Genomic DNA, 13,285 nt, shown 5'->3' on the forward strand with positions numbered 1-13,285 from the left:
AACTAAAGCCTTAATTAGTGTTGGAGCAGTGGCTGCAACTAGCTTTATTCTCTGAATCTTGCATGATAAGAAGAATAAAGAAATAAAAAGAAAAATCAAAGTGTTTGTTTATCGGCAATCATCACAATTCGGTTTTTTAAAATAGGATGGTATATTTTGTTTCTTTGACCAAAATTTGAACAAAAAATAGATTTGACTTTCGGTTAATAATAAGCTTAAAAGTTTTTTGAAGGAATCTATTTAGCACAAAAAAACACCTATTCGAGAAAATAGGTGTGAATGATGTTATTTATATCCATATTGTTTTAGTGCGTTATTATATTCTTCGCTATCTTTAAGATAGTAGTCGTGCTTAACTCCACTAATATCAACAGAAAAGACCCCATCTTTAAACGAATATCCTTCTGTCCTTTTTGCAATATCTTGTCCAGTTAACTCAATGGTTTTCTTTTGTTTATCAATCTTAAAGTTATCGGCTTCTCCATGTTCAATGAAACCTTTATCACCTTTTATAGTGAATGCCAACTCGTTTCTTTCACTTGAGATCCAATAATACTCACCATCTAAAGATTGGTAGTTGTTTTTAGAGCAAGCAATTAACGTAATTATTGATAATGACAACAATAATATGCTAACAATTTTTCTCATGTTTCTCGCCTCCTTTTATAATATTACTATACCAAAATAATGTTACAAAACTGTATTAATGTCTGTTATAATGGAAATTTCAAATAATGTCCATTATAACAGACATTAGTAAATTATAGAAAAAGATCTATATTTGGCTATAGTTTTACTAAATCTCTACGACTATAGATTAAAAATGTATACACTTCTATTTTACAAGTTCAACTTAAGAAAATCCCAATTACAACCATTTAACAAGTAATATAAAAAGAGTTCAATTGTCAATCCCTTTTTTAGATAAAGAAAATAATAATGGTGCTAATTAGGATTAATACCTAAATAAGTTTTAATTTTCTTTTCAAGAAAATCAATATGTTGGTTAATTTCAGTTTGTTGCTTATGAAGTTCATCAAGTTGAAAAAATAGTAGTCTAAGTCGTTGAGGAATTGTGGAGTCTCCTTTATATCTTAGGTCAGCGTATTCTTGCATATTTTTAATAGACATTCCTGTCTTTTTTAATCTAATAATGAATTGAGCCCACGCTATATCAGAGTCATCATAGTATCTACGATTATTTTCTTCTCTGTGTGAGTAAATCAATTTTTCTTGCTCATAGTATCGAAGTGTGGGAATAGGAAGTCCAGTTTTTTTAGCAAATTCTCCAATAGAATAGTAAGCCATAATATTTCCCCCCTTTATTTTTTATTATTTTAGCATAATTTTTAAAAAATTAAAAAATTTTCAGTTTTCTCTTGACATAAAGTGCGCTTTACTATGTAAAATACATAGTATCAAAGGAATTTGATATAAAGCTAGGAGAGGAGGTAATACCATATAGACGAAAAATTGGTTTGAAGGAATAGAGAGCTCCAAAGGGGCTTAGTGATAAGGCTGTCAAGAACCTTGATGGGAGCAGCGACTCTTATAAAAAATGCAAATAGCAATCTGTAAAGGAGAAAATAGTATGGAACAAACGAAGAATTATACTTGTATTACTGGAGCCAGTGCTGGTATAGGAGCGGAGACAGCAAGACAATTTGCAAAATTAGGAACGAATCTTATTTTAATTGCTCGGCGTCAAGAACGACTAGAAAAATTGAAGCAAGAGATTTTGAACCATTATCCGGATTTAGATGTTGTTATTAAAGTTGTTGATTTATCGAAGTCCAGTAATGTTTTTGCTCTTTATGAAAGCTTGAAAAAATATCACATTACTACGCTAATAAATAATGCTGGTTTTGGAAATTATGATAAGGTTGAATCTCAAGATTTAGAAAAGATAATAACATTAATCCATCTAAACATTGAAGCTTTAACAATTCTATCAACTCTATATGTGAGAGATTATAAAGATTGTAAAGGCGCTCAATTGATTAACTTATCATCTAGAGGCGGATACATGATGGTTCCAAATGCAGTTACATACTGTGCAAGTAAATTTTATGTCAGTGCTTTTACAGAAGGCTTGGCATTGGAACTAGAGGCAAATCAACATCAATTAAAAGCTAAGGTTTTAGCTCCAGCTGCCACAAAAACGGAATTCGGTCAAGTTGCTACAGATTCTAAAGAATATGATTATGATGAGCATTTTGCTAAATATCACACAAGTGAAGAGATGGCACAATTTTTGATGGAATTATATCAAAGTGACAAAGTTGTTGGTTTAGTTGATGTTACAAATTTTGAATTTCATCTTAGCGGACCACTACTTAATTATTAATTATTTTAATAAATAGATATAATATGTATTGAATAATAATAGTTGTAGCCATTTTATGACAAGAAAAAAGCTTCTGAAATGTTAGATTTCAGAAGCTTTTTGTCTATCTATTATGATTTAAACCTTGGTAAGTTATAATTTTCTGTGATATTTAGGATATTTAAAAATATAGAAGTATTTTTGTAGACTAATTTACAATTTTTCCAGTATTTTACCAAGTAGTTCTTCTAACTTTCTTAAATCTCCATAGACTGTTCCGTCCATATAAAGATTGTAAACCTCGTCATCTTGCTCAACACGTATTTGTGCAGAATATCCTTTTGACAGTGCTAAGGAACGAATAACTTCTCGTTGAGTTCGTCCATTACCTTCTCGGAAGGGATGGAAATAATTAAGATTATCAAGAATTTTTGCTAATTGTTTAATAATCCCATCTTTTGAATTAGCAGTTTGATAATAGGTATGAATAAGGCGGTTTATATATACTTGGGCAGTACTGAAAGATTGTATTGACATAAAAGGATTCCCATTTTTTGAGATATTCACCTTGCGAAATTGCCCCGCCCAAGCATAGACATCTTGAAATAAATATTTATGAATGGCTAAAATATCACTAATGGAATATACTTCAATGGTTTTCAAGCGCAAGTCTGCAAGCCTTTTAGTAACGAATAAATGCTCATTCCGATAGGCTTCTTCAATATTTGTAATATTTTGTTTGTTGATTAAGACTGTAGAATTTGGATAGGTATATTGGTGATTGGGGTCAATGTACTCATAGCCTTCGTATTGATTTTTAACCAATATTCAATTCCTTTCGTTTGTTGATAACATAAGTTTTTAAATCAATCACATCTTGAACAGTAGGTTCATAATTTTCAATCATTGATGACCCAATAGCATACCAGACGGTATCGAAATCTGAAAAGTTATCAAAGGGAATCCCTAAAATTGTTAATTCTTCTTTATTTACATCAAGAGTCATGGCACACTTCCTTGTATAACGTTATCTTTATTATACCATAAAATCGGTATTTTTACCTAAAGGGATAGAGACCAAAAGATATATGTAAGCGTATAGATTAATACTTATGAAACGGTTGTAGGAGGAAAATCTCTCCTACACTATTACAGAGAAATTTCTAAAAGGGATAGAAAACCTATCTGGGATGGTCGTATCTATTTTTATCATTTAAAAAACATACTTTTGTTAATACTAAATTTTATAATATAATAGATACAATGACTTTTAAAACACTTCTTCCCTATCCATAGGTGGATAGGGTTTTTCGTTGTTCATTACACGTTCTAAACATTCAATACTAGATCTTAGGTGAAACATTTCATGTTTCCTATATTTTTCATCCTGTGAGTTTAATAGTTCGTTTAGGTGACGTCTAATATGCCAAATGACTTTTCTAATATTTGCTTCTTTTAAATTATTCATGAATCCATTGTATAATAAAATATAATCCAATTTCTTTGATTAAGCTAATTTACATGAAATATAAGCTATTCGGTTAAGAATAAGCTTAAAAGTTTTTTGAAGTAATCTATTTAGCACAAAAAAAACACCTATTCGGTAAAATAGGTGTGAATAATGTTATTTATATCCATATTGTTTTAGAGCGTTTTTATATGCTTCGCTATCTTTAAGATAGTAGTCGTGCTTAACTCCACTAATATCAACAGAAAAGACCCCATCTTTAAATGAATATTCTTCTGTTCGACTTGCAATATTTTGTCCAGTTAATTCGATCGTATTCTTTTGTTTGTTAATGGTAAAGCCGTCGGCTTCTCCATGCTCAATGGAAGCATTATTTCCTTTAATAGTAAACGCTAACTCGTTTCTTTCACTTGAGATCCAATAATACTCACCATCTAAAGATTGGTAGTTGTTTTTAGAGCAAGCAATTAACGTAATTATTGATAATGAAAGTAGTAATATACCTATTAATTTTCTCATAATCTGTGCCTCCTTCTATAATTTTAATTATACCAAAATAATATTACAAGAGTATGTCAGTGTCTGTTATAACGGAAAAATGAAGAAATGTCTATTATAATAGCAAATAATAACTTTCGGGAAATCTGATGAATTCAAAAATGAAATTGATACAAATTTGGTTATTTTTAATAAATCTAAATACCCGTTTATAGTTCACTTGTTGTCCAGGTAAAACTAAAAGGATTTAGTCATGTGAAATACAGAACTAAATCCTTTGGATAGCCTATTTGTCTATCTTTTTGGGGTCAGTATAAAATCCTCCCCTAACAATAAATTATTATTTTACAACTTTTATTACAAATATTGTGTTTTTAATCATTAAATATAAGCCAACTATCTATTTTATCTTTCGGTTTTTCCCAACTTGCAATAACACGTATTCCTTTCATTTCTGTACTGGAAATACCTAATTTTCCTCCTTTTCCTAATAAATATAATGTATATTGCGAATCAGTATTTGCTTCATAAGAACCCTTGATAAATTTTTCATCTGTACTAACTTTCCAAGCATCTAATCTAGGAATACTAATTTTTATATCTGTTTTTTGAGCAGCTATATCCAATGATATTTCTCCTTCTTTAATTTCCCTTATGCTTACTTCTTTATTTTCTTTTAAATCTATTTCACCTGACTTTGCTATGATTCCATCTTTAGATACTACAAAAACAATAGCTTTGTCTTGTTTTTCTTTGACTAGATCTTTTGGAAAATAAAATTTTTCTCCATTTGTTCTATTCAAAATACATTTTTTCCCCATCGCAATACCCACTGTATCTATTTTTTCTTTTGTTTCATTTTTTACTGTAAATGCAACATCAATATCATCACTATTTCTGTTCATGTAAAAGAATAAACCACAAATGCACAGTGCTATAACCGGTACTAATAAAGCAATCTTCCTTTTCATCTTAACACCTCCCTTATAGCTGACTTTTCAATAATATAATTCTTATGTGCTACTTTTTCAAAGTCCTTATCATGACTTACAACTACGATCGTCTTACCTTCATCATTTAATCTAATAAGTGTATCGATTACAATTTTTTTATTCTCATAATCAAGAGAACCTGTCGGTTCATCCGCCAACATAATTTCAAACGGTTTTATCATATTTCTTGCAAGGGCTACCCTTTGCTGTTCTCCACCTGAAAGTTCATAAACCTTCGATTTTAATTTGTCTGAAATGCCCATTTTATTCAAGGCAGCTTCTATAAGATTTTTCTTATTTTTTTCTTGATTGTATTTGGCAGCAAGCATCATATTTTCCTCAACCGTCATTTTTTCCACCAAAGCAAAATTTTGAAATAAATAAGCAATTTTTTCTCTGCGTAATAGCTCTCCTACTTTAGGATCTTTTATAGGATCTCGATTTGAAAAACAGGTTACACTACCACTATCATAATTTTCTAATGTCCCAATTATATTCAAAAGTGTTGTTTTTCCTCCTCCACTTTTCCCAAAGATACAAACAAAATCTCCTTTATAAATATCCAAACTAATATTTTCCAAAATACTGTGTTCCCCATATTTCTTAGAGACATTTCTTAAGGTTATTTGCAATTCCTTTTCTTTTTGCATTTAATACCCCTCCTTTAACCTAAGTACAATGCTTCTTTCACTTTTCTTTAGTTGTAAAATTTCTATGCCAAAACATATAAGGCTTCCACAAATACCTATTATTAAACTAATCAAAAGTTTAGACATACTCCAACCATCTCTTGGTATAAACAGTCCAACATCACTTATTACTCCTGTTACCATAATAACCATAAATAAAATAATAATACTTATGATATAACCAACGATATTTTCAATAATTTTCTTATGATGTATATCAAAAAATCCATATCCCAACAACCTAGAAACATCTATTCGTTGTCCATGATTATAAAAATATGTTTCTTTATCTATTTTTAATAACGTTGCTAAAATAACAATAGATAAGACAAGACCAATAACATATATACTTGCCTCCATCTTATATTCGTCTATTCTTGAAACTATATCATCGTAGACTGAGCTGATATAGAGTATAAACGGCTCAGATTCTGTTTCTTCAATTATGTCCTTCAAACTCTCGTATCCTCTACTAGGCTCTTTGACATATGGATGTAGCTGCCCATTTACTAAAGATGATAGTTTGATTCCATAATCTGGGAGTAATTCTTTCCCATTTACTGCTACCAAAACATAATTTTTCAAGTTTGCTTCATCAATTCTTTTGCCACTATCAAAAGAAAATACACTTTGATTATCTTTCAGCCTTACATATGTTTCTGTAATTGTACCTTGTTTTTTTATATTTTGAAAAATATGATCTTCATGAATTTTTTCTTTGTCAAATTCAGTAATTTTAACATCTTCTGGAACAAAAACAATCCACTCATTTTCATGTATTTTATATTGTTCTATTTTATTCGTATCTTTATCTAAGAGATTAGCAATATGTAAATAATTTTTATTTACATAGGCATAATTGCCTTGAAACGGTTGTTGATTTAGATACTCCTCATCATCATTCATTCCCTCTTTTCTAACGTTTGGGGCATTAAATAATATTGCTCCACTATCGTCCAAACTATTCCATAAATTATTCATCTTTGGAATAACAATCTCATGGAACTTATCATCATCTTTTTCATAACTCCAAGACCATGCACAAGCCATATTTGCATAATATTTTGAGCTTTCCCAAGTTGGAATGTATTGTTTCATACTCGAGTAATCAGCGAGTCCTAAAATACTTACAATTGCTAAATAAAGAACCATAACAATCGACCCTGTTTTTATAAGAAAAGAACTTCTATGATAACTTCTTCTATAACCTTTCAATAAGGTAATAACATTAATTCCTTTTAATTTGAGATAAATCAATATAAACTCTATTGATATTAGCCCCCCTATTATAAAAGCAACTAAAATAAGTATTGTTTTCATTGATATCATAAATCCTAAAATATCACTAGGAGCAACTAAATATTCTATAATTCCAATCGTCAGTACAAGTCCCACTATTGCTGGTATTGCAAGAATATTTAAAACCTTAGAAATAGCTAAAGTTAATTTGTCGTATCCTAGTAAAATTGATATCGATAATTCCTTTGAAAGCATCCCATTATAAATAATTAGACAAAAGACAGTAGCTACAAATATAATAAAAACCGTAAGCATATATAGATATGCTTGTTTCTGTGTGAATTCACTAGAAACAGTATAATCCGGATTAACCACGACCTCTGTTTTTAATTTTTCATTTTGATTTATTTCTTCAATAAACTTATTAATATTTACTTCCGTACCTCTTACATGATAATCCCCATTAACTTTTTCCTTGCTGACGTTTTCAAAAGGAATTAAGCTTATATCTTTTGACGTGAGTAAACTCATTGATTTTACATTCTCAAAATCATTCAATTTGTCTTTGCTATCAGCAATAGATATATCTCTAAAAGATTTCTTGAACCATTCAGAATCATTTAGATGAATGTAAATCTTTATTTTCTGTTTATCAAATCTACTATTCTTAGGAATATATTCTTCCTTTATGAAGCTTAAATCATTTTTATTGGCGATTTTCTGCAATTCAATTATTGTTTTATCAGCTATTTCTGGCTTTGTTACAATGTTTACAGTAGTATTAAACTCTTTTAAGAATATATTTAAAAACATACCGTCTGAATAGAAAAACTTTCCTATACCAATCACTATAATTAGTAAAATTGCCAGTATACCCACTGTTTTTTTCATTCTGCATCATCTCCAACTTTATAAAAATAACGAGTATGAGTAATGCCACAATACTAAAATAACAACGTGGCACCGCTCAAACTCGTTCAACTATTTTTATTTATTGTTATTTAACATCAGCCCAAGCTCTATTACCACTTGAAGCTTTTTCCCAAGAAGCTTCTGCTCTACTTCCAGCTCTTGTCCAACCCGAATAAGAGAATTGACCACCAGCGCCTTGTACTGTAGTTTTATGTGTTTTATTATTGTGATCGTATTTAGACCAAACATAGACACTACCTACACCATGTCTCCATTTTCCACCTAAAAAACTTTTCCATCCGCTATCATAACTGAACAACCTTGGCAGAGTATAATCTTCTTCAAATACTTCCACCTCATAACCAAGACCTTCAACATATGGTAAGTTTGTTTTTTCTGCTGCAAATGCTGGTACGAATGATACTAACATAAAACCTGTTAATAATACTAATGACAATGATTTTTTCATGATAAAATTCTCCTCTCTCAAATACTTAAACTTTTTGTAAAATTTTTCTTCCGAATAAAGTTTTCAAAAACTCTACTCAATCTCCGTTCCTATACCTATGAGAATTATTATAATTCATAAAACTCCACCTCCATTTTATATATTTATAATCACAGATGATGATTCAAATTAATAATTCCATTCAAATATAAAAGAGCTATCCTTATTTATATTATAGAATAGCTCTTTGCTTTATACTTAACGGTATCTTTAAATAATTCTTGCGTTTTCTTTGCGATTTAATTTAATATATATGGAAGTATTACTTTAGCACAAACTCTTTTATTCTCCTCTCCAATTTCAAAATTTCCACCCAAGTGTTTTACAATGTCACTTACAATTGTAAGTCCAAGTCCCGATCCATTATTGCTTATTCGTCTTGATAAATTTCCCCTATAAAACTTTGAAGTAACCATATTCCAATTCACATTTAAATTTGGAGAAACATCGTTTATAACACTTATTTTTAACATTCCATTAATTTCCTCAACCTTTATATTTATGCTTGTTCCTTTCACAGAATAATTAACTGCATTTGTAATCAGATTCTCCATTATTCTAAGTAAAAGTTGTGGTTCCGTTTTAATCTTACTGTTTTCCAAATTTAAAAACTCCAAAATTAAAAGATGATCTTTTATAGATAAACTTTTTTCTTCTTCCCACTGGCTAAAAAAAATTTTTATATCTACATCCGTTAAATTTAGTGGAATTTCATTTAAATTGAATTTTAAATATGAAAAAAAATCTTCACTTAAACGATTTAAATATTTTATGTTCTCATATATAACATCAACAAACTTATTTTTTTGTTCTTCAGAAAGATTTTTTTCGTCTTTTAATAGTGTTATATAACCTATCATATTCGCAAGAGGAGTTTTTATATCATGAGCTAAATACGTTAGCAGATCTGTTTTTTCTTTATATACCAGTTCATACTCCTTTTCAAGTTCTTTATTGTAATTATGAAGTTCTATAAACAAATCTCGTTCCTTTGATAATGACTCATGAAATGGTATTAAATCTTTATCTTCACTTTTAAGATAATTCAGTCCAGACTCAAAATATTGATTATATACATAAAACCTTTTTTCCTGTATTATAAATGTCCCTATCAATATAGCAACAGCCCCTAGTAAAAGTATTATATATTTACCTATTTCAAAATAAAAGGAAGCAAATTTATCTAATGGCAATTCTGGATCTACACTGTCAACAAAAGAATTATCCATTATTTTGTAAATAATGAAAAATAGGATTGTACTTAAAAATATCCATAGTATTTGATAAATAATACCTTCCACAAAAAAACGGTTTTTCTTACCCATTGATTTTATACCCCACTCCCCAAACAGTTAATATGACTGATTTTAACCCAATCTTTTCAAACTTACTTCTAATTCTTCTTACATGAACCATAACTGGATTAACTTCATTTTCTAGCACCTTATCACCCCATATTTTATAGTGTATATCATCCATATTATACACTTTACCAGGTTCTTCCATAAGCAACCACAAAATATCAAATTCTTTTGGTGTTAGTTCAATCTCTATATTACCATAGTAAACTTTATGTGTTTTAATGCTAATCTTTAAATTATTAACTTCTCTATCACAATTAATTGTATTTACAATATTTTTTGTAAATACATAATTTCTTCTAAAATGAGAATTAATTCTCGCAATCAATTCAGATGGTTCAAACGGTTTTACGATATAGTCATCTGCACCTATATTCAATCCTTGCACTCTATGAATAGGATCTTCTAAGGCAGTAAGCATAATGATTGGCATAGTGGACGTTTCTCTTATCTTTTTGCATATTTCAAATCCATTTATATCAGGAAGTAAAATATCCAATAATATCAAGTCATATTTATTTTTTTCAAATTCCTCTAACGCCTCTTTTCCAGTATGAAAAATGCTGATTTCCCAATTCTCTGATATTAAATACATCCTTATAAGCTCTGCTAAGTTAGTATCATCTTCTACAAGCATTATTTTCATTTCAGTCATTCATTTCCACCCTCCTTAAAACTACATACATCATTTGGAGTACATTCCAATGCATTACATATTTTTGCCAAATTTTTAAATGTGATTGGCTTATTTTTTCCCATCTGTGCCATGACATTAGTTGTAATCTGTGTAATAACAATAACTTCTGTTTTCTTTAATCCCTTTTTGGCGAGTTGTATCCACAAGGGTTTATAATTTAATGCTATGCCGTTTCCTCTTTTCTTTAGATATAATTTTTATGTGTATTATACCATAACCATTGGGTACACTCAATTTTTATTTGAGGATTAATTTTGTTCTGAAATTTTAATTATACCGTCATATATTCATTTTGATAATTAAATAGTAAATATTATATGATTAGTATCCATTTAGTCTGAACCATCTCTTCTGATAAAATTAACATATCTACTGTATTTGATAAATATATTCAATACATCAATCTACGTGATTATAAAATTCATTTTATGATCTCGTAGAAGTGCACCAACAACCAAAGGGCGCTAGCCTTCAAATTTTCCTCACAAAATGTGTCCAAAATATTGACAGAATTCCAATATCGAGCATTTTTTAGATCTATCCAATCCAACAGTCACGAAACTATTAAAATCGATGGAAAAAGAAAGATGGATACTTCGGAAATTCGACCAATCTGATTTGAGAAAAAAATTGATTGGATTAACAGAAAAATCATTTATGCTACTATCAACCGAAAATAAGTAATTCCAAGCAAGTTCGAATAAAAGCCTAGTCAATTTAAAATACCAAATAACACCCTATATATTAGTGTCTTTTTAGAGGCTACTAGATTATTTATTTATCAAAGTGATATCATTTAAAAAATACATAGCTTGTATAACTGTTACATATTATCTATATATTCTATCTACTTCTAGTCCACAAACATATAAAAAAGAGGCATTTAAGCCTCTTTTGTTCTCCTTCAAACACTCTGTCACTGTCCATTTACTGTCCAATATAATGTAATATTATTGAATATCGTTATTTTTTTTGAACTCTAAAGCCTTTAAAATCAAGATTTCTAATGATATCAAGACCTAAAGAATCTTAAATTAAGTCTTGCATATTCATCATAGCAATAACATTCCTTCCAAATTGTGAAATTTACAGTTCATTATACCATTTTTTAGACGCTTGGAAAAGCCTAGGTGAGGGAACTCTGACATCATGCCTGCTGTTTCAGGCAATTTCATGAAGAGAGAAAAGAGTTTTGAAATCTGTGGGCCTCATCTTCCCTTAAAAGCCAGAATGTTCTTTCAAATACTCCTCTTCTTCCTTGGTCGAAGGCCGTCCTAAGATGGCATTCCGATGTGGATAACGCCCAAATTGTTGAAGAATGTCCATGTGCATCTTCTCATACTTCAAACGCTTTTCTAAGCCCGGTTGATCAAATAGGCGCAGAGCTTCTTCATGAATGGTTAAAGATTCCGAATGCATAAAGGGCATGTAGAAAAAGCCTCTTTGTACAACTGGTAATTCTTGAGCTTGTGTTAGGCCTTCTTGGGCCAAGACCAAGGCAAGCGAATCGGTCATAAAGGCTTGGGCCGTCCCTCGAAAAATATTCCGAGGGATTTGGTCCAAAAGCAAAATCTCTGCCAAGCGCCCTTGGGCGGAAGCGCGCCAGCTGAACAATTCTCCACGACTGGCCTTCCAATAAAGTTCCTCAAAGCGCTCCCGCATTTCTTGATCCAGTGCTTCTGATTTTTTGAACCAATCCTCTGGCTTCAACTCTTCGAACCAGAACCTTATCACTTCCTTCATTGCTTACCCTGCCATAATTTTTTCTTTTGTTTTTTCATCCAATGCATCATTCATCCGGCCGTACTTATATCCAGCCAAATCCAAGGCTACATAGGTAAATCCGATTTTTTTCATGTAGTCATTGATCTTGTCATGCAGTTGGATGGCTTTAAGCAGATGGTCTTCTTCCACTTCGATGCGCGCCAAGTCTCCATGCACACGCACACGGACTTGCTCAAAGCCAAGTCCTACAAGGAACTCTTCCCCTTCAAAAACCCGTTGTACATTTTCTGAAGTGATTTTCACTCCGTATGGGAAGCGTGAGGCAACGCTACAAGATGGCACCTTATTCCAATTGGAGACCCCTCTTTCCTTGGCCAATTGACGAATTTCTGTCTTATAGAGGCCGGCTTCTTGCAAGACACTGCGGACACCCGCTTCGTCCCGAGCCTTGATACCAGGGCGAAAATCGTCGATATCATCCATAATATTGCCGTCTACCAATTGCTTAAAGCCCAGTTCTGTAACTGAATCCTTAATAGTTTGGTACATCAATTGTTTGGTGTAATACCAAATATTGGGCGTATTGGCAGCAATCCGTGGATCACTCAATTCTCTCATTTCCAGTCCAAGCACAGGTGCTCCTAGCTGATCGGCCAAGTCGAGCGCTAGATCGAATTCTTCATTTGAAAACATCTCAGAGTTCACGACGGCCGCAATAACATTGTCAGGTCCCAAGGTATCCAAGGCCACCTTCAAGAGATAAGAGCTGTCAATCCCACCTGAATAGGTAACGGCTACCTTTCCGATTTTTCGTAAAATATCTTGTAATTTTTCTTCTTTTTCTTTTCTGATTTGTGCTTCTGTTGCCAT

The 13,285-nt window shown here is 31.0% G+C and carries 16 protein-coding genes; 2 read left to right on the forward strand and 14 right to left on the reverse strand.

Annotated elements, in window-relative coordinates; genetic code table 11:
• Positions 1–285: 285 nt before the first annotated feature.
• Both HMPREF2926_RS04915 and HMPREF2926_RS04920 read right to left on the reverse strand, forming a co-directional pair.
• Positions 286–648, reverse strand: coding sequence for a hypothetical protein (locus HMPREF2926_RS04915; RefSeq protein ID WP_049489282.1), 363 nt, complete (start codon positions 646–648; stop codon positions 286–288).
• Between the two features lie 297 nt (positions 649–945).
• Positions 946–1,308 carry a MerR family transcriptional regulator gene (locus HMPREF2926_RS04920; protein WP_000332322.1) on the reverse strand — a complete coding sequence of 121 codons (363 nt, stop codon included), beginning with the start codon at positions 1,306–1,308 and terminating at the stop codon, positions 946–948.
• Between the two features lie 283 nt (positions 1,309–1,591).
• Here HMPREF2926_RS04920 and HMPREF2926_RS04925 point away from each other — a divergent pair, with 283 nt between their 5' ends.
• Positions 1,592–2,347, forward strand: coding sequence for an SDR family NAD(P)-dependent oxidoreductase (locus HMPREF2926_RS04925; protein WP_049489283.1), 756 nt, complete (start codon positions 1,592–1,594; stop codon positions 2,345–2,347).
• A 192-nt stretch (positions 2,348–2,539) separates the two neighbouring features.
• Here the strand turns inward: HMPREF2926_RS04925 and HMPREF2926_RS04930 are convergent, their stop codons facing one another.
• The 10 genes from HMPREF2926_RS04930 to HMPREF2926_RS04975 form a co-directional block, all read right to left on the reverse strand.
• The gene (locus tag HMPREF2926_RS04930; RefSeq protein ID WP_000240414.1) at positions 2,540–3,151 is read right to left on the reverse strand and encodes a Fic/DOC family protein; all 612 of its coding nucleotides are present in this window, start codon (positions 3,149–3,151) and stop codon (positions 2,540–2,542) included.
• Complete coding sequence (locus HMPREF2926_RS04935) at positions 3,144–3,332, reverse strand: hypothetical protein (RefSeq protein ID WP_000171299.1); 189 nt, start codon at positions 3,330–3,332, stop codon at positions 3,144–3,146. Before HMPREF2926_RS04935 ends, HMPREF2926_RS04930 begins: the two co-directional genes overlap by 8 nt.
• A 618-nt stretch (positions 3,333–3,950) precedes the next feature.
• Complete coding sequence (locus HMPREF2926_RS04940) at positions 3,951–4,313, reverse strand: hypothetical protein (RefSeq protein WP_049489285.1); 363 nt, start codon at positions 4,311–4,313, stop codon at positions 3,951–3,953.
• A 353-nt stretch (positions 4,314–4,666) separates the two neighbouring features.
• The gene (locus HMPREF2926_RS04945; RefSeq protein ID WP_049489286.1) at positions 4,667–5,263 is read right to left on the reverse strand and encodes a hypothetical protein; all 597 of its coding nucleotides are present in this window, start codon (positions 5,261–5,263) and stop codon (positions 4,667–4,669) included.
• Positions 5,260–5,934 (reverse strand): ATP-binding cassette domain-containing protein, encoded by a 675-nt coding sequence (locus tag HMPREF2926_RS04950; protein ID WP_045613439.1) that lies wholly within the window; start codon positions 5,932–5,934, stop codon positions 5,260–5,262. The genes HMPREF2926_RS04945 and HMPREF2926_RS04950 overlap by 4 nt, the downstream gene beginning before the upstream one ends.
• Positions 5,935–8,103, reverse strand: a complete 2,169-nt coding sequence (locus HMPREF2926_RS04955) for a membrane protein (RefSeq protein WP_049489287.1) — start codon at positions 8,101–8,103, stop codon at positions 5,935–5,937.
• Positions 8,104–8,209: 106 nt separating this feature from the next.
• The gene (locus HMPREF2926_RS04960) at positions 8,210–8,593 is read right to left on the reverse strand and encodes a lactococcin 972 family bacteriocin (RefSeq protein ID WP_070586690.1); all 384 of its coding nucleotides are present in this window, start codon (positions 8,591–8,593) and stop codon (positions 8,210–8,212) included.
• 278 nt (positions 8,594–8,871) lie between these two features.
• Complete coding sequence (locus tag HMPREF2926_RS04965; protein WP_070586693.1) at positions 8,872–9,957, reverse strand: sensor histidine kinase; 1,086 nt, start codon at positions 9,955–9,957, stop codon at positions 8,872–8,874.
• A complete protein-coding gene (locus HMPREF2926_RS04970; RefSeq protein ID WP_065426928.1) occupies positions 9,950–10,648 on the reverse strand; it encodes a response regulator transcription factor in 699 nt (232 codons plus the stop codon). Before HMPREF2926_RS04970 ends, HMPREF2926_RS04965 begins: the two co-directional genes overlap by 8 nt.
• A complete protein-coding gene (locus tag HMPREF2926_RS04975; protein WP_049489289.1) occupies positions 10,645–10,857 on the reverse strand; it encodes a helix-turn-helix domain-containing protein in 213 nt (70 codons plus the stop codon). Before HMPREF2926_RS04975 ends, HMPREF2926_RS04970 begins: the two co-directional genes overlap by 4 nt.
• 352 nt (positions 10,858–11,209) lie before the next feature.
• Here HMPREF2926_RS04975 and HMPREF2926_RS11420 point away from each other — a divergent pair, with 352 nt between their 5' ends.
• A complete protein-coding gene (locus HMPREF2926_RS11420) occupies positions 11,210–11,374 on the forward strand; it encodes a MarR family transcriptional regulator (RefSeq protein ID WP_141751547.1) in 165 nt (54 codons plus the stop codon).
• Between the two features lie 534 nt (positions 11,375–11,908).
• Here HMPREF2926_RS11420 and HMPREF2926_RS04980 read toward each other — a convergent pair.
• Entirely contained in the window at positions 11,909–12,433 is a 525-nt protein-coding gene (locus tag HMPREF2926_RS04980) for a DUF924 family protein (protein WP_070586695.1), read from the reverse strand.
• Positions 12,434–12,436: 3 nt separating this feature from the next.
• Positions 12,437–13,285, reverse strand: a complete 849-nt coding sequence (gene larE, locus HMPREF2926_RS04985) for an ATP-dependent sacrificial sulfur transferase LarE (protein WP_023919180.1) — start codon at positions 13,283–13,285, stop codon at positions 12,437–12,439.

Source organism: Streptococcus sp. HMSC078D09, assembly GCF_001813675.1.
Taxonomy (GTDB): domain Bacteria; phylum Bacillota; class Bacilli; order Lactobacillales; family Streptococcaceae; genus Streptococcus.